The sequence below is a fragment of the Blautia sp. Sow4_E7 genome (assembly GCF_052116245.1).
Classification (GTDB): Bacteria; Bacillota; Clostridia; order Lachnospirales; family Lachnospiraceae; genus Blautia_A.
Genome location: NZ_JBQKLL010000012.1, coordinates 65,647 through 84,207, shown reverse-complemented (window position 1 = coordinate 84,207; position 18,561 = coordinate 65,647). Strand labels below are relative to the sequence as shown.

The 18,561-nt window shown below is 45.4% G+C and carries 19 protein-coding genes; 16 read left to right on the top strand and 3 right to left on the bottom strand.

Annotation, left to right across the window (positions count from 1 at the left end; translation table 11 throughout):
• Window positions 1–49 precede the first annotated feature (49 nt).
• From ACTQ50_RS09440 to ACTQ50_RS09425, 4 genes are all read left to right on the top strand, one after another.
• Window positions 50–286, top strand: coding sequence for a hypothetical protein (locus ACTQ50_RS09440; protein WP_441483975.1), 237 nt, complete (start codon window positions 50–52; stop codon window positions 284–286).
• 80 nt (window positions 287–366) lie between these two features.
• On the top strand, window positions 367–540 hold the full coding sequence (locus tag ACTQ50_RS09435) for a hypothetical protein (RefSeq protein WP_441483974.1): 174 nt from the start codon (window positions 367–369) through the stop codon (window positions 538–540).
• On the top strand, window positions 528–2,138 hold the full coding sequence (locus tag ACTQ50_RS09430; protein WP_441483973.1) for a recombinase family protein: 1,611 nt from the start codon (window positions 528–530) through the stop codon (window positions 2,136–2,138). The genes ACTQ50_RS09435 and ACTQ50_RS09430 overlap by 13 nt, the downstream gene beginning before the upstream one ends.
• Before the next feature lie 96 nt (window positions 2,139–2,234).
• Window positions 2,235–2,732, top strand: coding sequence for a GNAT family N-acetyltransferase (locus tag ACTQ50_RS09425; RefSeq protein WP_226821520.1), 498 nt, complete (start codon window positions 2,235–2,237; stop codon window positions 2,730–2,732).
• 85 nt (window positions 2,733–2,817) lie between these two features.
• Here ACTQ50_RS09425 and ACTQ50_RS09420 read toward each other — a convergent pair whose 3' ends face one another.
• Complete coding sequence (locus tag ACTQ50_RS09420) at window positions 2,818–3,573, bottom strand: ABC transporter permease (protein ID WP_441483972.1); 756 nt, start codon at window positions 3,571–3,573, stop codon at window positions 2,818–2,820.
• On the bottom strand, window positions 3,566–4,333 hold the full coding sequence (locus ACTQ50_RS09415; RefSeq protein ID WP_441483971.1) for an ABC transporter ATP-binding protein: 768 nt from the start codon (window positions 4,331–4,333) through the stop codon (window positions 3,566–3,568). Before ACTQ50_RS09415 ends, ACTQ50_RS09420 begins: the two co-directional genes overlap by 8 nt.
• Before the next feature lie 163 nt (window positions 4,334–4,496).
• Between ACTQ50_RS09415 and ACTQ50_RS09410 the strand changes: the two genes are divergently transcribed.
• The 10 genes from ACTQ50_RS09410 to ACTQ50_RS09365 all read left to right on the top strand — a co-directional run bounded on the left by ACTQ50_RS09410 (window position 4,497) and on the right by ACTQ50_RS09365 (window position 15,678).
• The gene (locus ACTQ50_RS09410; RefSeq protein ID WP_441483986.1) at window positions 4,497–5,534 is read left to right on the top strand and encodes a lysylphosphatidylglycerol synthase transmembrane domain-containing protein; all 1,038 of its coding nucleotides are present in this window, start codon (window positions 4,497–4,499) and stop codon (window positions 5,532–5,534) included.
• A gap of 44 nt (window positions 5,535–5,578) precedes the next feature.
• The gene (locus tag ACTQ50_RS09405; RefSeq protein ID WP_441483985.1) at window positions 5,579–6,196 is read left to right on the top strand and encodes a CDP-alcohol phosphatidyltransferase family protein; all 618 of its coding nucleotides are present in this window, start codon (window positions 5,579–5,581) and stop codon (window positions 6,194–6,196) included.
• A gap of 150 nt (window positions 6,197–6,346) precedes the next feature.
• Window positions 6,347–7,228: a phosphatidylserine decarboxylase gene (locus ACTQ50_RS09400; protein ID WP_441483970.1), complete on the top strand. Its 882-nt coding sequence runs from the start codon at window positions 6,347–6,349 to the stop codon at window positions 7,226–7,228.
• Window positions 7,197–7,853: an epoxyqueuosine reductase QueH gene (locus ACTQ50_RS09395; RefSeq protein ID WP_441483969.1), complete on the top strand. Its 657-nt coding sequence runs from the start codon at window positions 7,197–7,199 to the stop codon at window positions 7,851–7,853. The genes ACTQ50_RS09400 and ACTQ50_RS09395 overlap by 32 nt, the downstream gene beginning before the upstream one ends.
• Window positions 7,854–8,057: 204 nt before the next feature.
• Complete coding sequence (gene argH / locus ACTQ50_RS09390; RefSeq protein ID WP_441483968.1) at window positions 8,058–9,437, top strand: argininosuccinate lyase; 1,380 nt, start codon at window positions 8,058–8,060, stop codon at window positions 9,435–9,437.
• A 198-nt stretch (window positions 9,438–9,635) separates the two neighbouring features.
• On the top strand, window positions 9,636–10,721 hold the full coding sequence (gene asd / locus ACTQ50_RS09385) for an aspartate-semialdehyde dehydrogenase (RefSeq protein WP_226821534.1): 1,086 nt from the start codon (window positions 9,636–9,638) through the stop codon (window positions 10,719–10,721).
• 177 nt (window positions 10,722–10,898) lie between these two features.
• Complete coding sequence (gene selD, locus ACTQ50_RS09380) at window positions 10,899–11,969, top strand: selenide, water dikinase SelD (RefSeq protein ID WP_441483967.1); 1,071 nt, start codon at window positions 10,899–10,901, stop codon at window positions 11,967–11,969.
• An 88-nt stretch (window positions 11,970–12,057) separates the two neighbouring features.
• A complete protein-coding gene (locus tag ACTQ50_RS09375) occupies window positions 12,058–12,813 on the top strand; it encodes a formate/nitrite transporter family protein (protein WP_226821538.1) in 756 nt (251 codons plus the stop codon).
• 1 nt (window position 12,814) lies between these two features.
• Window positions 12,815–14,842, top strand: a complete 2,028-nt coding sequence (locus ACTQ50_RS09370) for a DNA topoisomerase (RefSeq protein ID WP_441483966.1) — start codon at window positions 12,815–12,817, stop codon at window positions 14,840–14,842.
• 167 nt (window positions 14,843–15,009) lie between these two features.
• Complete coding sequence (locus tag ACTQ50_RS09365; RefSeq protein ID WP_226821542.1) at window positions 15,010–15,678, top strand: acyltransferase; 669 nt, start codon at window positions 15,010–15,012, stop codon at window positions 15,676–15,678.
• Window positions 15,679–15,806: 128 nt separating this feature from the next.
• Here the strand turns inward: ACTQ50_RS09365 and ACTQ50_RS09360 are convergent, their stop codons facing one another.
• Window positions 15,807–16,550 (bottom strand): TraX family protein, encoded by a 744-nt coding sequence (locus ACTQ50_RS09360; protein ID WP_441483965.1) that lies wholly within the window; start codon window positions 16,548–16,550, stop codon window positions 15,807–15,809.
• Window positions 16,551–16,828: 278 nt separating this feature from the next.
• On the opposite strand from ACTQ50_RS09360, the gene ACTQ50_RS09355 reads away from it, so the two are divergent.
• Together ACTQ50_RS09355 and ACTQ50_RS09350 are read left to right on the top strand one after the other, a co-directional pair.
• Window positions 16,829–17,521, top strand: coding sequence for an iron-sulfur cluster assembly scaffold protein (locus ACTQ50_RS09355; RefSeq protein ID WP_118581434.1), 693 nt, complete (start codon window positions 16,829–16,831; stop codon window positions 17,519–17,521).
• Window positions 17,522–17,548: 27 nt separating this feature from the next.
• Entirely contained in the window at window positions 17,549–18,559 is a 1,011-nt protein-coding gene (locus ACTQ50_RS09350; protein ID WP_173716231.1) for a GGGtGRT protein, read from the top strand.
• Window positions 18,560–18,561: the final 2 nt, after the last annotated feature.

Sequence of the window (18,561 nt, the reverse complement as noted above, 5' to 3'; positions counted from 1 at the left end):
GAACTGCCAGCTTCTGGCTTTAAAGAAAAATTTACAAAAGAGGTAAAAAATGTCAGAGAAAACAATAAAATACGAATATGAATATGGACTGTGCAAAAGAATGCATTACCGTGGGCTTTGGTGTGTGCGCTATGAAGGTGTGCCTGGACATTTTGAGAAAGCGGGAATGGCCTGTGTCTGTGCAGTGGACGGATGTGATAAAGACTGTGCGGTCCTGGAAACGGCAGATCCGGTGATCGACCCGGAATGGGAGTGGCACATGCTGGATAAGCCGCCGGTGGGATAAACGGTAAAACGGCGATCCTTGTGACAGGAAAAGTGGAAGATACATATTATAAAACAAGGTTTATCAGCTGGTGACGGCATATGTGTGTATCTGAATCCCAGAAGTGTCTGCAAACAGAGAAAAGTCAGGAACAGAAAGTTCTGGAGAAGCTTGTGGATATCCTGGCAGAGGAAAACCAGATCACCCTGGCAGAAGGGGTGGATTTGAAAGAAAGAATAAAGAAATATGGAGGCACTTTAAGATGCGGGCGGTGATCTACTGCCGGTGCAGCACAGAGGAAGAGTGCCAGAGGGACGCCCTGATAAGACAGGCGGCAGAGGCAAGAGAATGCGTCCGCCGCCTGAACTGGTCTTTGGAGGACGAATATATCGAGAGCCGGTCCGGTACCAGCACCAGAGGAAGAGAACAATACCAAAGACTTTTTGCAGATCTTCTTAGAGATAGGTTCGAGATTGTGGTGATAAAATCCCAGGACAGACTGATGCGGAACACCCGGGACTGGTATATTTTTATTGACCGTCTGGTAACAAGTGGAAAGCAGCTGTATCTGTATCTGGAAAACCGTTTTTACAATACGGACGATGCGCTGATCACCGGTATTAAGGCAATTCTGGCAGAAGAATACAGCCGGGAGTTAAGCAGAAAGATCAACAATGCCCACCGGAACCGCCAGAAAACAGGAAGCGCCCTGATGCTTACCTCCAATACCTATGGATTCCGGAAAATGCCGGACAAAAGCCTGGTGCTTGTGGAAGAAGAAGCCGCAGTGAAAAGAAAAATGTATGAGCTTTGTGCTGCTGGATTGGGCAGCAGAAGGATTTCCCGGATTTTGCTGGAAGAAGGAATCCGAAAACGCAATGGAACCCCCTTTTCGGATTCGGACATCCGCCGTATGATCCGGAACCCCATTAACAAGGGGACTGTGGTGATGAACCGGAAACATTATGATTTTGACACCAGAAAGACGGTGAAAAACCCGGAAGAACAGTTTTTTATTTATGAGAAACGCATTCCGGCTATTGTTCCGGAAGAATTGTGGGAAGCCGCAAACCGGGAAATAGATAGAAGAAGGAACATTTCGGAAGAACGGGAAAAGGTGGAATATGGGAGAAACAAAGGAAAGTATACTTTAAGCGGGAAGCTGGTCTGTGGTCTTTGCGGAGCGCCTTTTTATAGGACTACAAGAAGGCGGAAAGAGGATTTTGTCCATGAATGGAAATGCCGGACCTATCTGGAGCAAGGGCGGAAAAAGAAGGGTAGGACAGGGGGATGTGAGAATATGCATTTAAAAGAACAGGTCCTTTTTTCTGCGCTGGAAAATTTGGACCTGGAGGAATGTGTATTTTTTGCAGAAGCAAACAGTTCCCTGCGCTTATCTGCGGAATCAGGATCTGGCCTGTCAGAACCTGCGCTTATAGAAGCTTTTGTGCAAATTATGAAAGAATGTCTGGAAGAACAGGAAAAGAGCGCACGAAAGAATCTGGAACAGACAGAGAAAAAGATCAAGCATCAGCAGCGGCTCCTTCTGGATAAATATCTGGAAGGAATCATAGAAGAGCCGGTTTTCAGGGAAAAACAATATGAATTGCAGCGAAAATTAGAAAAAAGGATCCAGAAACCGGTGGAACGTGCAGAAGAGCAGGGGCGGAATCTGGCACAGAATAACGGTGTGCAGGATCGCCCAGGGCAGATCCGGAAATTCATGGAGCAGGATCATTCCATTTCCAAAGCCTGTACCTTGTGTCTTCTGGAAGAAATAGAAAAGATCCGGGTTTATCCAGACCGCCTGGAACTGGTGCAAAAAGGTGGAAAATCCATTATTGCGGTGAAGATTTCCCATATGCTATACTAAAAAAACATATGGCAGCAAACTGGCCTGTTTATACAGGCTGGATTAAAAATGCCAATAACATATAGAAGCGAATGAAATCATATGAGGAGCATATCTATGAATATTAGAAAATCTACTGTACAGGATCTTCCGCAGATCCTGGAGTTATACAAAATCGCAAGAGAATTTATGAAAAACAATGGCAATCCCAACCAGTGGGAGGACCGTTATCCCGAGGTTTCCACTGTAGAGAATGATGTGAAACAAGGCATTTCCCATGTATGTGAGGAAAACGGGAAGATCGTAGGAACGTTTGTGTTTTTTATTGGGGAAGATCCTACGTACCGTGTGATCGAAAACGGGGCATGGCACAGCCGGCAGAAGCCATACGGAGTTATTCACAGGGTAGCTTCCGATGGAGAAACAAGAGGCGTAACGAAAGCTGCTTTTTCCTATGGTATGGAGAAATGCGGATATCTGCGCATTGACACCCATGAAGATAACAAACCAATGCAGGGAGCACTGAAGAAGTTTGGATTTCGGGAATGCGGCATCATCCATCTGGAAAGAGGGGCTGAGCGGATCGCCTTTGACTGTCTGAAAGAATGGATCTGAAAATTTGTAAATTTTATATCCTTTTTTGAAGACATACAGGAATGCGCTTCGTTATAGTAGAGTGGAAAGAAAAGAGAAAAGCAGTTTACAAAGAATTGCACAGAAACAGAGAATTGGAAAAGCAAAAAATCAGAATGCGTACCTGCTGGAATGTCTGGCTGCCATATATGATCAGGTAGCCAAGTCCCTGTCTGGCTCCGATGAATTCTCCAATGATCACACCCACCAGGCAAAGTCCGATGTTCACCTTCATGTTTGCCAGAATGAGGGGAACTGAGGACGGCAGAACAATTTTTAACAGTTCTTCCTTTTTGCCGCCGCCTAGGGTACGGATCAGTTTTAACTTTTCCTGGCTGATCTCCCCAAAGCCAGTGTAAAGGTTCAAAATGGATCCGAAGATGGCAACGGACATACCAGCCACAATAATGGTGCGCTGGCGTGCCCCAAGCCATACGATCAAAAGCGGTGCCAGAGCGGATTTGGGAAGACTGTTCAGGACCACCAGATAAGGCTCCAGCACTTTTGAAAGCCGGGGACATCCCCACAGCAGGATGGAAATACCAAGTCCAAGTATCACTACGAAGAAGAAACTAAGAAGAGTTTCTTTAAGAGTGGCACCAATGTGGACAAAAAGGGACTGATCTTTTGCCATTTCCAAAAAGGTTTTGAAAATCATGGAAGGACTGCTGAAGATAAAGGAATCGATCCAGCCCATCCTTGCGGTGATCTCCCATTGCGTAAGAAAAATAAGAAAGACCAGAAGCCTTGCACTTATCACCAGGCGACGGTCCCTTTTCTGACGGGCAAGATATGCTTTTTGTGCGTGGGAGGGTTCATGCATTCTGATTCAGCTCCTTCCAGATCAGGTTAAAGTAGGATTTGAAAGCTGGGGCATTTCTTGATGTAAGAGGTGTACGGTCTTTCATATTCAGGTCGATGGGTACGATCTTTACCACAGTGGCTGGACGGCGGGAAAGGATCAGTACCCGGTCAGCCATGCTGATGGCTTCGGAAATATCGTGAGTGACAAGAATTGCCGGCTTCTTTTGCTTTTTCAGGATTTTTCCAATGTCATCACTTACGTTTAGCCTTGTCTGGTAATCAAGGGCTGAGAAGGGCTCGTCAAGAAGCAGAAGATCAGGCTTCAGTGCCAGTGTGCGGATCAGTGCCGCCCGCTGACGCATACCGCCGGAGAGCTGGCTTGGACGCTGGTCGCGGAATTTGTCCAGCTCATAGAGCTTTAACATGTGGTCTACATAGGAAAGATTTTCCTTTGTAAGCTCCCCGCGGATTTCCAGACCAAGGAGAACATTACGGTAGATGCTGCGCCACTCCAGAAGATGGTCCTTCTGGAGCATATAGCCAATGCGGGCGCTGTCCTCGTTTATAGGACTTCCGTTCATGAGAATGGTACCCTGTTCAGCGGTAAGAAGTCCGCAGATCAGATTCAGAAGCGTGGACTTTCCACAGCCGGAAGGCCCCACAACTGCCAGGAACTCTTCTGGCATCAGTTCAAAGGATATATGAGAAAGGGCAGCTGTCTCCCCAGATAGGCTATGGTAAGAAAGACTCACATCCTTCACTTCCAGAAGCGGATTCATAATCAAACCTCCATTTTTGTATAATTTATGATATGCTTTTGGAATAGGGTGTGTTATACTATAGGAGTGTATCTGTGTTGCGTACAGATACGCTGTGATGCGCGGACACAAAAAAGTGGGGTTCGTAATTTTCGTATCGACAATTTTTTAGAAAGAAAATAAGATTATGAGCAAAAAGCAAACGGTTCTTAACCTGTTATTTCTGGTAATCGTTTTCGGGCTTACCATGTACCTGATTTTTCGTGGTAAGGATATCGGGGATATTATCAGCACTGCAAGGGAAGCAGATGAAAGATACCTGCTTCTGAGTCTTGTGTGCGTGGTACTTTTTATCCTGGGCGAATCGGTTATCATTTTTTATATGATGAAAACCCTTGGAGCCAGTGTGAAGATGAGTCACTGTGCATTGTATTCTTTTGTGGGATTTTTCTTCAGCTGCATTACCCCCTCTGCTTCAGGCGGACAGCCAATGCAGATTTTCTATATGAAAAAGGATAAGCTGCCCATTCCGGTCACCACACTGGTCCTGATGATCGTTACCATCACTTATAAAGCAGTGCTGGTTGTGATCGGTATTCTGATCTGTCTTTTTGGCGGAGATTTCCTGAGAGGCTATCTGGGAGATTATATGTGGGTATTTTATCTTGGCGTGGGACTGAATGTGTTCTGCGTGACCTTTATGATGATACTGGTGTTTGCTCCCGGTCTGGCCAAATGGATCATGGTAAAAGGCCTGAAGATCATTGAGCATATCCGGATCCTGAAGCCGAAGAAGACCAGACTGGAAAAGTTGGAGGCTTCCATGGACCAGTATCATGAGACGGCGGCTTTCTGGGCCAGCCATAAACGGATTATACTGAATGTATTTATCATTACATTTGTACAGAGGTGTATTCTGTTCACGGTAACCTACTGGGTATATCGTGCCCTGGGACTTCATGAGTATGGAATCCTGACCATTACTATTTTACAGGCGGTGATTTCCGTATCGGTTGATATGCTTCCGCTTCCGGGAGGTATGGGAATCAGCGAGACATTATATATGGTGATGTTTGTGCCGGTGTTTGGACAGCTTCTGCTGCCATCCATGCTGCTCAGCCGTGGAATTGCCTATTATGGGCAAATGCTGATCAGCGCGCTGATGACGTGTGTGGCGCATCTTACCATTGGAAGGAAAAACCAAGAGATACAAGGAAGTTAACAATTGCTATGAAGGAAGAACGTTTTGAAAAGGAGAAACAGGATATGCTTGGATTTTATGATTATACAGTGGTGCTTACTTACATAAGCCTTGCCATTTCCGTATTTGGAATGACAAGGGCACTTGCAGGAAACTTTAAGGTTGCGATTTTATGTCTGGCGTTGTCCGGACTTTGTGATATGTTCGATGGCAAAATTGCCCGTACCAAGAAGAACCGGACAGAAGATGAGAAGAAATTTGGGATCCAGATCGATTCCCTGTGTGATGTGGTATGCTTCGGCGTATTTCCGGCAATGATCTGCTATTGTCTGGGAATGAACCGGATTCCGGGAATCATCATTCTCTGCCTGTATTGTGTGGCGTCTGTGATCCGCCTTGCTTATTTTAACGTGATGGAAGAGAAAAGACAGAATGAGACTTCCGAGCTGCGCCAGTATTACCAGGGGCTGCCCATCACCTCTATGGCGATCATCCTGCCGTTTCTGTATCTTCTTCGCAGAGGCTGCGGAAATAATTTCCTGCTGGTGATCCATGTAGCGGTGGTGGTAGTGGGCGTGCTGTTTGTTACGGATTTCAAGGTGAAAAAGCCCCAGAATCCAATGGCGATCCTTCTTGTGGCACTTGTGGCACTGGCGCTTTCCATGATGTTCCATCTGCTGTAAATACAGGCAGAAAAGTTATGCCCGGCAGATTGCAAAGGTGGTCAAGGTGCATAGGATCGTTCGCAGCAGGTGAATGGAACAGCAATGGAGATTGCGTGAAGAGCGGCCAGAAAACAGATACATATGATTTGGGGGAGTCCAGGAGGTACTATGAAATATATTGACAGAAAAGGAAATATCACCATAGAAGAGAACGGACAGGATAAGTTTCTGCGCCATTTATATAATGACAGGGGCGGTCGTCTCTGTCTGAAAATCCTGGTGCAGCCATTTGTTACCAGGCTGGGCGGCTGGTTTTTGAACACCAGATTTTCTGCCCGTATGGTCCCTGGCTTTGTGGAGCGGAACAGTATCGACCTTTCTGCTTGTACCACGCAGAAATTTCACTCCTACAACGACTTTTTTACCAGAAGGTTAAAAGAGGGACAGCGTCCGGTTGCAGAGGATGACAGTGTGCTGGTCAGCCCCTGCGATGGGAAGGTTACCGTCAGCCGCATTGGAAGTGACTCCCGCTTTTTCATAAAGGATACCCCCTATACCCTGGAGCGCCTGTTGAAGAACAAAAAGCTGGCAGAACGGTATCTGGGCGGTTATGCGGTGATCCTCAGACTGACTGTGGATGATTACCATCATTACTGTTACGTGGCAGATGGGGAGAAATCTCCAGCTGTAAAGATTCCAGGCGTTTTTCATACGGTAAATCCGGCAGCCAATGATGTGTGCCAGATCTACCATGAGAATACCAGAGAATACTGTCTGTTAAAAACAAAGCAGTTTGGCACCATCACCATGATGGAAGTAGGCGCCATGATGGTAGGGAAGATCACAAACCTGAAGCCGGGTGCCTGTGAAGTGAAAAAAGGCGAAGAAAAAGGTTATTTTGAATTTGGAGGTTCTACGATCGTTGTGCTTTTGCAGCATGGGAAAGTAAGGCTGGATGCCGACTTAATAGAGAACTCTGAGAGTGGATATGAAACAGTTGTAAGAATGGGTGAGAGAATTGGCAAATGTAAATTACCAAAAAGAGCTTGAGAAATTAATTGAACAGCAGCAGAAAGAAGGAAAGGTTCCAAGGCTTTTCCTTCATGCGTGCTGTGCGCCTTGCAGCAGTTATGTCCTGGAATATCTTTCCAGGTTTTTTTCTGTTACAGTGTTTTTTTATAATCCCAATATTTCTCCAAAGGAGGAGTATGAAAAGCGTGTAGCAGAGATCCGCAGGCTGATCAGTGAGATGGAATTTCTACATCCGGTAACACTGGTGGAGGGAGAGTATAAACCAGAGTATTTTTACGCTATGGCAAAAGGCCTGGAGGATGTGCCAGAGGGCGGAGAGCGGTGTTTTAAATGCTATCGTCTTCGGATGGAGGCAGCTGCGAAGCTGGCCAGGGAGGGCGGATACGATTATTATACCACCACTCTTTCCATCAGTCCTTTGAAAAATGCAGGAAAGATCAACGAGATCGGACAGGAGCTTTCCCAGATTTATAAGGTGGAGCATCTGCCCTCTGATTTTAAGAAAAAGAACGGGTATAAGCGCTCCATTGAGCTTTCCCATGAGTATGGGCTGTATCGGCAGAATTATTGCGGATGTGTATTTTCCAAGAGAGAAAGTCTGGAGAGGGAGAGACAGAAACAGGAAAATTGCCAGGAGTGCTAGAGCTTTTATGGGGCATGCTCTGGCAGGATACAGTGAAATTCCTATGGAAAGACTCTTTGCAATTAGGAAAAAGTGTGATAAACTAGCACTTGATTGTAGTAAAGTTAGAAAGAATTTGCAAAGTGCCTGGAAGATGATCAAGTTCTGAATGCGGAATAAAGATTGGACTTCGGAAAGTTCTTTGCAGGAAATGAGGAGAAATATATGGCACAGCTTTGGGGCGGACGTTTCACCAAGGAAACCGACAAACTGGTTTACAATTTCAATGCGTCCATTTCATTTGATCAGAAATTTTATGAGCAGGATATCCGCGGAAGCAAGGCTCATGTAAAAATGCTTGCAAAACAGGGAATCCTGACAGAAGAAGAGAGAGACCAGATCTTAGAAGGCCTGGAGGGAATCCTGGCAGATGTAAAGGCAGGCAAGCTTGCAATCACATCCGAATATGAAGATATTCACAGCTTTGTAGAAGCAAACCTGATCGACCGTATCGGAGATCCTGGTAAGAAGCTTCACACTGGAAGAAGCCGCAATGACCAGGTTGCATTGGACATGAAGCTTTATGTGCGCGACGAGATCGATGCCATTGACCAGGAAGTGAAAGCACTCCTTCTGGCACTTCAGAAGATCATGGAGGAGAATGTACATACCTATATGCCAGGCTTTACCCATCTTCAGAAGGCACAGCCGGTTACTCTGGCCCATCATGTAGGGGCTTATTTTGAAATGTTCCGCCGTGACAGAAGCCGTCTTTTTGATATTCGTAAGAGAATGAATACCTGTCCTCTTGGTGCTGGTGCTCTTGCAGGAACCACCTATCCTCTGGACAGAGAATATACAGCGCAGCTTCTGGATTTTGATGAGCCGACCAGAAACAGCATGGATTCTGTATCTGACAGAGATTACGTGATCGAGCTGTTATCAGCACTTTCTACGATTATGATGCATCTCAGCCGTTTTTCCGAGGAGATCATTCTCTGGAATTCCAATGAGTACCGTTTTGTGGAGATTGATGATGCATACAGCACCGGAAGCAGTATTATGCCTCAGAAAAAGAATCCGGATATTGCTGAACTGGTAAGAGGAAAAACAGGACGTGTTTATGGAGCCCTGACCTCTATGCTGACAACCATGAAGGGGATTCCGCTGGCATACAACAAAGATATGCAGGAAGATAAAGAACTCACATTTGATGCCATTGATACAGTGAAAGGCTGTCTGGCGCTCTTTACCGGTATGGTTTCTACCATGCAGTTTAATAAGGCAAATATGGAGGCAAGTGCGAAGAATGGCTTTACCAATGCCACAGATGCAGCGGATTATCTTGTAAATCATGGAGTGCCTTTCCGTGATGCCCATGGAATCGTGGGACAGCTGGTCTTGAAATGCATTGATAAAGGAATTTCCCTGGATGATCTGTCTCTTGCGGAGTATAAGGAGATCAGCCCTGTATTTGAGCAGGATATTTATGAAGCCATCAGTATGAAGACCTGTGTGGAGAAACGAATGACTCTTGGTGCACCTGGCCCGGATGTGATGGAAAAGGTGATCGCAGGGAATAAAAAATATCTGGAAGAGAACTAAAGGGAAGGAAAATTCTTTGAATAGTTCTGTGTAAAGTAACCAAAGAATCCGGTTTTATGGAATTTTTTTGGTAATTTGAATGAATTTATTGCTTTAACATGATAAAATTCAAGAAAGTACTTGCATTTTCAAAGGACATGGTATAGTATGTCATAGAAATACACATGTACGCAGAGGAAAGAATGAGGAGAGAACGTTATGAGTGAAAAGCTTAGAGTCGGTATTTTAGGTGCTACCGGAATGGTAGGTCAGAGATTTATTTCCCTGTTAGAGAATCATCCGTGGTTTGAGGTTGTAACAGTTGCAGCCAGCCCAAGAAGTGCAGGAAAGACTTACGAGGAAGCTGTAGGCGGCAGATGGAAAATGGATACTCCAATGCCGGAGGCTGTGAAGAAGCTGGTTGTTATGAATGTGAATGAGGTAGAGAAGGTTGCGTCAACAGTTGACTTTGTATTCTCTGCTGTAGATATGTCCAAGGACGAGATCAAAGCCATCGAGGAAGCATATGCCAAGACTGAGACACCGGTTGTTTCCAACAACAGTGCCCACAGATGGACACCGGATGTTCCGATGGTAATTCCGGAAATCAACCCGGAGCATTTTGAGGTGATCAAATATCAGAAAGAGCGTCTTGGAACAAAGAGAGGCTTTATCGCTGTTAAGCCAAACTGCTCCATCCAGAGCTACGCTCCAGCCCTTACTGCATGGAAGGAGTTTGAGCCATATGAAGTAGTTGCGACTACCTACCAGGCAATTTCCGGTGCTGGAAAAACTTTCAAAGACTGGCCGGAAATGGAGCATAACATCATCCCATATATCGGTGGTGAGGAAGAGAAGAGTGAGAAAGAGCCTCTTCGTATCTGGGGTAAAGTTGAGGACGGCGTGATCGTTCCAGCTAAGGAGCCTGTTATCACATGCCAGTGTGTTCGTGTGCCGATCCTGAATGGTCACACAGCAGCTGCATTTGTAAAATTCAGAAAGAAACCTACCAAGGAGCAGCTGGTGAAAGCTCTTGTAGAGTTCAAGGGCGTTCCGCAGGAACTGAATCTTCCAAGTGCACCGAAGCAGTTCATCCAGTATCTTGAGGAGGATAACCGTCCGCAGGTTACTGAGGATGTAAACTTTGAGAATGGAATGGGCGTGTCTATTGGAAGACTTCGTGAGGATACTGTTTATGACTGGAAGTTCATCGGACTTTCCCACAATACAGTAAGAGGTGCTGCAGGCGGTGCTGTACTTTGTGCAGAGACTCTGAAGGCACAGGGATATATCCAGGCGAAATAAGTAGAAGAAAAGAATAAATTGCAAGGGGAATGCTATCGGGAGTGGTGGCGTTCCTCTTTTTTGTTTCCAACTTTCCAGTGGATTCGTCGGATAACCAACCGAATCGGAAAACTGACCGTTTACGGAACCGGGGATTCATGTTAAAATAGATAGCACGTTAGAGAGGGAGGTGAGTCCATGAGTGACAGAGAGCGAATCCGTCTTACCCAGTATTCTCATACATCTGGCTGAGCGGCGAAAGTTGGTCCGGGGACCCTTGCCCAGGTTCTGGGTAAGCTGCCGAAGTTTTATGATTCTAATTTACTCGTTGGAACAGAGTCTTCCGACGATGCTGCTGTATATCGCATATCCGATGAACTGGCGATGATCCAGACGGTGGATTTCTTCACGCCGATCGTGGACGATCCTTATACTTTCGGACAGATTGCAGCGGCCAATGCGTTAAGTGATGTGTATGCCATGGGCGGAGAGCCTAAGCTGGCACTGAATATTGCCGCTTTTCCCAATTGTCTTGATCCGGAGATCCTGGGTGAGATCCTGCGGGGTGGTGCAGATAAGGTATTGGAGGCTGGTGCTTCCCTTGCAGGCGGACACACGATCCAGGATGAGGAACCGAAATATGGCCTGTGCGTTACCGGCTTTGTAAATCCTGCTTTTATGTGGAAAAATATTGGGGCCAGGACGGGGGATGTGCTGATCCTTACGAAGCCGCTTGGAACGGGAATCCTTTCTACAGCGGTGAAAGGAGAGATGGCATCCGAGGAAGAAACTGCCTATGTGGCTTCTGTGATGGCGACGTTGAATAAATATGCCAGGGATAAAGTGACAGACCTTCGGGTTCATGCCTGCACGGATGTGACAGGCTTTGGCCTGGCAGGCCATGCCTTGGAGATGGCGAAGGGAAGTGAGAAGACTCTTTGTATTTCTCTTAGTTCCCTGCCTGTTATGAAAGGTGCGCCTGATTACGCATCTATGGGATTTATCCCGGCAGGTGCATACCGTAACCGTGAATTTGCAGGGGCTGAGTGTGAGTTTGCATGGAAAAATTGTGATGTTGGAAGCAAAGAGAAGCTTTCTGCACGTGAGGACCTCGTCTTCGATCCGCAAACCTCCGGTGGACTGCTCCTGAGTATAGATCCACAGGATGCAGGAAAGGCAATTAGCAGGCTGTCTTCTCTGTCCCTTCCATGCGCAGTAATTGGACGTGTGATTGATTTACAAAAGAAACATCTTGTTTTTGTGAAATAGTTCCTAATTGATAAAATTTTATCAACTTCTATTGTGAAAAATACAACAAAGTGCTATAATTGTAAAAAACAAAACGGAGGTGTTTTTTATGAACTATGAAGATGTGCAAAAACTTTCAAACGCGGCCAAAAACAAAATCGGGCTGCTGAACGGCAATTTTCTGAAGTACTTTCTTCGTGCTGTAATGGCGGGCTTCTTTATCGATGTGGCAGTCATTTACAGTAACGTCATAGGAAGCGTATTCTCAGGATCAGATCCGGCATGGGGCAAGTTCTTAGGAGCTATGGTGTTCTCCATTGCAGTTCTTCTGATCAGCCTGGTGGGCGGTGAGCTGTTTACCGGCAATAACATGGTAATGGCATTTGGCGCCTTCGATAAGAGTGTATCCTGGGGGGATGCAGGCAAGGTATGGCTGGTAAGCTACCTTGGCAATTTTGTTGGATGTGCAATATTGGGACTCCTTTTTGTAGGAGCAGGTGCATCCGGCACAGCTGATTATTTCGCAGGCTTTATCAACAACAAGCTGACAATCCCGATGGGACAGATGTTTATGCGGGCAGTTCTGTGTAACTTCTTCGTATGTCTTGGCGTACTCTGCGGAATCAAGCTGAAAAGTGAAACCGGTAAATTCCTTATGATCGTAATGTGTATCTCCGCATTCGTTTTCAGCGGATTTGAGCACTGCATTGCCAACATGGGAATTTTTGTAGTAAGCCTTGGCCTGGTAGATGGCCTTTCCGTAGGTCTCATGCTGAAGAGCATGCTGATCGTAACCATTGGAAATATGGTGGGAGGTGCTCTTTTACTGGCATGGCCATTAAGAAAGATGAGCGCAGATAAATAATATGTCAAAAGCTTTATACATAGCAGAGAAGCCCAGCGTGGCTCAGGAATTTGCGAAAGCTTTGAAATCTGGCGGCAGAAGACAGGATGGCTATATTGAGTCTGATACTTGCGTGGTGACCTGGTGTGTGGGACATCTGGTCACCATGAGCTATCCTGAGAAATATGATATGAAGTACAAAAGGTGGAGTTTAGATACCCTGCCTTTTTTGCCGCGTGATTTTAAATACGAGGTAATTCCTGGAGTGGAAAAACAGTTCCAGATCGTGAAAGGGCTTTTAAACAGACCGGATATTGATACTATCTATGTGTGTACCGACTCCGGGCGTGAAGGAGAATATATTTACCGTCTGGTAGCACAGATGGCGGGAGTGAAGGACAAGACGCAGAAGCGTGTATGGATCGACTCCCAGACAGAAGAAGAGATTCTTCGTGGAATCCGCGAGGCAAAGGATATTTCCGAATATGACAATCTTGCCGCCGCAGCCTATCTTCGGGCAAAAGAAGATTATCTGATGGGAATTAATTTTTCCCGTGTACTGACCTTGCGCTATGGAAACAGCGTAACCAATTATCTTGGAGGCAAATACCAGGCAATTTCCGTTGGACGTGTTATGACCTGTGTCCTTGGAATGGTAGTCCGTCGGGAGCGGGAGATCCGCGCATTTGTGAAAACACCTTTTTACAGAGTTGTGAGCAGCATTGCTCTTGAAGGAGAAAACTTTGAAGGAGAATGGAAGGCGGTAGAAGGAAGCCGCCATTTCCAGTCCCCTGTTTTATATAAAGAAAACGGCTTTAAGAAAAAAGAAGATGCCGAGAAACTGATCCGTGATTTAAGTGTATGTCAGCCTCTGGCTTGCACAGTAGAGAAAATAGAGAGGAAGAAAGAAAACAAGAATCCGCCTCTTTTATTTAATCTGGCTGAGCTCCAGAATGTCTGTTCCAAGCTGTTCAAGATCAGCCCGGATGAGACTCTTTCTATTGTACAGGATCTATATGAGAAAAAGTTGGTCACTTATCCCAGAACGGATGCCAGGGTTTTATCCACGGCTGTAGCCAAAGAGATTTACAAGAATATTTCCGGTCTCCGGAATTATCCACAGGCTGGGGAAGCTGTTCAGGGCGCATTAGAGCTTGGTGCATACAAAAACATCGCCAAAACACGTTACACCAATGACAAGCAGATAACGGACCATTACGCAATTATTCCCACAGGACAGGGACTTGGCGCACTAAAAGGACTTTCCCTGACTGCCCAGCGGGTGTATGAGACCATTGTGAGACGTTTTTTAAGCATTTTTTATCCGCCGGCTGTTTACCAGAAGGTGAGCCTTGTGACGAAAATGGAGAATGAATCTTTCTTTTCTTCCTTTAAGGTTTTACTGAACGAAGGGTATCTGAAGATTGCCACGAATTCTTTTGCGAAGAAGAGTATGGCAGAACCTTCAGGAAAAGCTCCCGAGGGAGATGGAGAAGAGGAGGTTTCCTGTGACGAAGCTTTGTTAGCTGCATTGCAGAAATTGAAAAAGGGTGATATACTAAACATAAATGGTCTTGGTATCAAGGAGGGAGAGACCTCACCGCCAAAACGATACAATTCAGGTTCTATGATCCTGGCAATGGAGAATGCAGGACAACTAATCGAAGACGAGGATCTTCGTTCCCAGATCAAAGGAAGCGGAATTGGCACCAGTGCTACAAGAGCAGAAATCTTGAAGAAATTGTTTAATATCAAATATCTCTCCCTGAATAAGAAGACGCAGGTGATCACCCCGACTCTTCAGGGCGAGATGATCTACGATGTGGTGAACTGTTCCATTCGCCAGCTTCTGAACCCGGAATTGACGGCCAGCTGGGAGAAGGGGCTTACCTATGTTGCAGAGGGCTCGATCACAGAGCAGGAATATATGGATAAGCTGGAGCACTTTGTAAGACTTCGTACCAAACAGGTGGAGGCCAGTAACTTCCAGTATGCGCTACGGCAGTTTTTTGACACAGCGGCGCAGTACTATAAAAACCAGAACGGGTAGCAGCTGCGAAAAAACGGTAGATTTGAAGGCAGTACAGCCAAGTTATCGTTTAATGGCAGCACTACGTGTCATGCATAACAATGACATGGCTTGATGTGAGTTGTAATGCAAACTTTTGGATGAATGAACCTATTTATAAAATTAGATTTATATGAGGAGGAAATATTATGTTAAAAGATTTTACCATCGCCAATATGCTGGATATGAGCCAGACAATTGCAGGAGAGCTTTTTGCGGGGAAAACTTATCCATGGGAAGTTCTTCCAGAGATTGGAGATTTCATTGTAAAACTGGGAAAAACACTGGATCCGGAAGAGTATGATCATCTGGAGGGTGACATCTGGATCGCAAAATCCGCCAAAATTGCACCAACCGCATGTATTAACGGACCAGCTATCATTGGTAAGAACACAGAAGTGCGCCACTGCGCATTTATCCGCGGCAAAGCGATGGTGGGAGAGGGCTGCGTAGTTGGAAACTCTACAGAGCTTAAGAATGTTGTCCTTTTTAACAATGTTCAGGTTCCGCACTATAATTATGTTGGTGATGCAGTACTGGGATACAAATCCCATATGGGTGCAGGTTCTATCTGTTCCAATGTAAAATCTGATAAGAAGCTGGTTGTGGTAAAAGACGGCGAGGAGAAAATTGAGACAGGCCTTAAGAAATTTGGTGCAATGCTTGCCGATCATGTAGAGGTAGGTTGCGGCTCCGTATTAAATCCAGGAACTGTGATTGGACGAAACACCAATATTTATCCGCTTTCTCCAGTACGCGGATGTGTACCTGCCAACAGCATTTATAAGAATAAAGATGAGGTTGTAACAAAGAAATAAATAGCCAATCGCATGTAAGTGCGGACTTTGGTTTTGAACACGAATCAAACGGCTTGACGGAAAATTAATTCTGTCAAGCCGTTTTGTAGTGCGATGTGTATAGGAAATTGTTTTTGCAATCCATTCACCTAAATTCCGAACCACATCTTTCGGATGATGGTCAGAATTGCAATATGTACCGGATAAAAAGCGTAGAAGAAATATTTGGCCCATCTTCCCTGGATGAAACCACGTTTTCCATTGTACATGTTCAGGGAAAGAAAAGCAAAGCAGGCTTTCCACTCGTAGATCAGCCAGCAGCTTCCGATTACAGCCTGGGCAGGCTTGTAAGAACGCAGCCAGTACATGATCAGAAGAAATACGAATCCCTTATATCCGTAATCAGCCTTTAGAAAATAGGAAACCGTCAGAAGAACCAGCATACTTACCAACTGCATAGCGGCATTTTTTTCAAAATGTTCGATCAGGCAGAAGGCAAGATATCCAAGAAAAAGAGTGAAAAATACATTCTGCTTACCTGGATAGAGCAGTGTGCTGTTTTGTGCAAAATTCCATGGGATTTCCGAGATACAGGCGAAAATCAGAAGATTTCTTCCATATTTTAACCGGTCATGGGTATGAAGAAAGCCTTCCACAAGCAGAAAACAGAAAATTGGAAAAGCTGCCCGACCTACATCACGCATAACACGGTACAGAGAGTATGTGGTGCTGCCTATTTGAATCCAGGGAGCGATTGCAGGCGGATAGTGGCGCAGAAGAAAAGAAGCGGTATGGTCGATCAGCATGATCGCCATAGCTAGTATCTTCAGGCTGCTTCCGCTTAAGATCCTGAGCTTTTCCGGCATAAAAGAAGTTGATGCTTGCGATGGCATATTATATAAGTCCTCCTGTTCTGATTATGGATACAGAGCATTGCCGGATGTTTTTTGAACGGCGTACAGTTCGCTCAGCAGCTATAATCGGAATGTTTTTTTGTAGTTTATCATGAAAATGAAATTCCCACAAGATAAGTCCCATAAATGGTACCAGCAATTTTTTCGTATTTTTTGCAAAATATGACTAGACGAATGGAGAATTTTGTGAGAAAATAACACTAGGTTGTTAGGTCTTTAACAACGATTAAGTAATCAACACTGAAAGGAGTCTTAAAATGATTTACACTACTGAAGTTGAAAACATGTGCCCAGTAGCTAAGGGCGCAAAACATGAGCCAGCTCCGATCCCGGAAGAAGGCCAGTGGGTCCATGCAAAGAAAATTGAAGATATCTCTGGTTTTACACATGGTGTAGGCTGGTGTGCTCCTCAGCAGGGTGCCTGTAAGCTGTCCTTAAATGTTAAGAATGGTGTAATCGAGGAAGCCCTTATTGAAACAATCGGATGCTCCGGTATGACACATTCTGCAGCTATGGCAGCAGAGGTTCTTCAGGGTAAGACAATTCTTGAAGCATTAAATACAGACCTTGTCTGTGATGCAATCAATACAGCAATGAGAGAGCTGTTCCTTCAGATCGTTTATGGCCGTACCCAGAGTGCTTTCTCTGATGATGGTCTTGCTGTAGGTGCAGGTCTTGAGGACCTTGGTAAAGGTCTTCGTTCCCAGGTTGGCACTATGTACGCTACCAAGGAAAAAGGAGTTCGTTATCTGGAGATGGCAGAGGGCTATGTAACAGGTATCGCTCTTGACGAAGACAACGAAGTAATCGGATATCAGTTCGTTTCTCTTGGAAAAATGACTGACTTTATCAAAAAAGGTGATGATCCTAACACTGCATGGGAGAAAGCAAAAGGTCAGTATGGCCGTGTAGCTGATGCTGTTAAGATTATTGACCCAAGAAAAGAGTAAGCCACAAGCGAAAGGAGACGAACAGAAATGGCATTATTTGAAGGATATGAGAGAAGAATTGCTCAGATCAATTCTGTATTAAATAGCTATGGAATCAGCTCTATCGAAGAAGCTGAGAAAATCACAAAAGACGCTGGTCTTGATGTTTATGATCAGGTTAAGAAAATTCAGCCGATCTGCTTTGAGAACGCTGCATGGGCTTACACAGTAGGCGCTGCAATCGCGATCAAAAAAGGCTGCAAGAGAGCTGCTGACGCTGCTGCTGCAATCGGAGAAGGACTTCAGGCTTTCTGTATTCCAGGATCCGTTGCTGACCACAGAAAAGTAGGTCTTGGACATGGTAACCTTGGTAAAATGCTTCTTGAGGAAGAGACAGAGTGCTTCTGCTTCTTAGCAGGCCATGAGTCCTTCGCAGCTGCTGAGGGTGCTATCGGTATCGCTGAGAAAGCAAACAAAGTACGTCAGAAACCATTACGTGTTATCCTGAACGGACTTGGAAAAGATGCTGCTCAGATTATTTCCCGTATCAACGGATTCACATTTGTTGAGACAAAATATGATTACAAAGAAGCTAAATTAAACGTAATCTATGAGAAACCATACTCTAACGGACTTCGTGCTACTGTAAAATGCTACGGTGCAGATGATGTTCAGGAAGGTGTTGCTATCATGCATCACGAGAATGTTGGTGTTTCCATCACAGGTAACTCCACTAACCCGACTCGTTTCCAGCATCCGGTTGCAGGTACATACAAGAAAGAATGTATCGAGCAGGGCAAGAAATATTTCTCCGTTGCTTCCGGCGGTGGTACAGGACGTACTCTTCACCCAGACAACATGGCAGCAGGTCCTGCTTCCTACGGTATGACAGATACTATGGGACGTATGCACTCTGACGCACAGTTTGCTGGATCCTCTTCCGTACCGGCTCACGTTGAGATGATGGGTCTGATCGGTATGGGTAACAACCCGATGGTTGGTGCTACTGTTGCTGTAGCTGTTTCTGTAGAGGAAGCTGCAGAGGCAGGAAAGTTCTAATC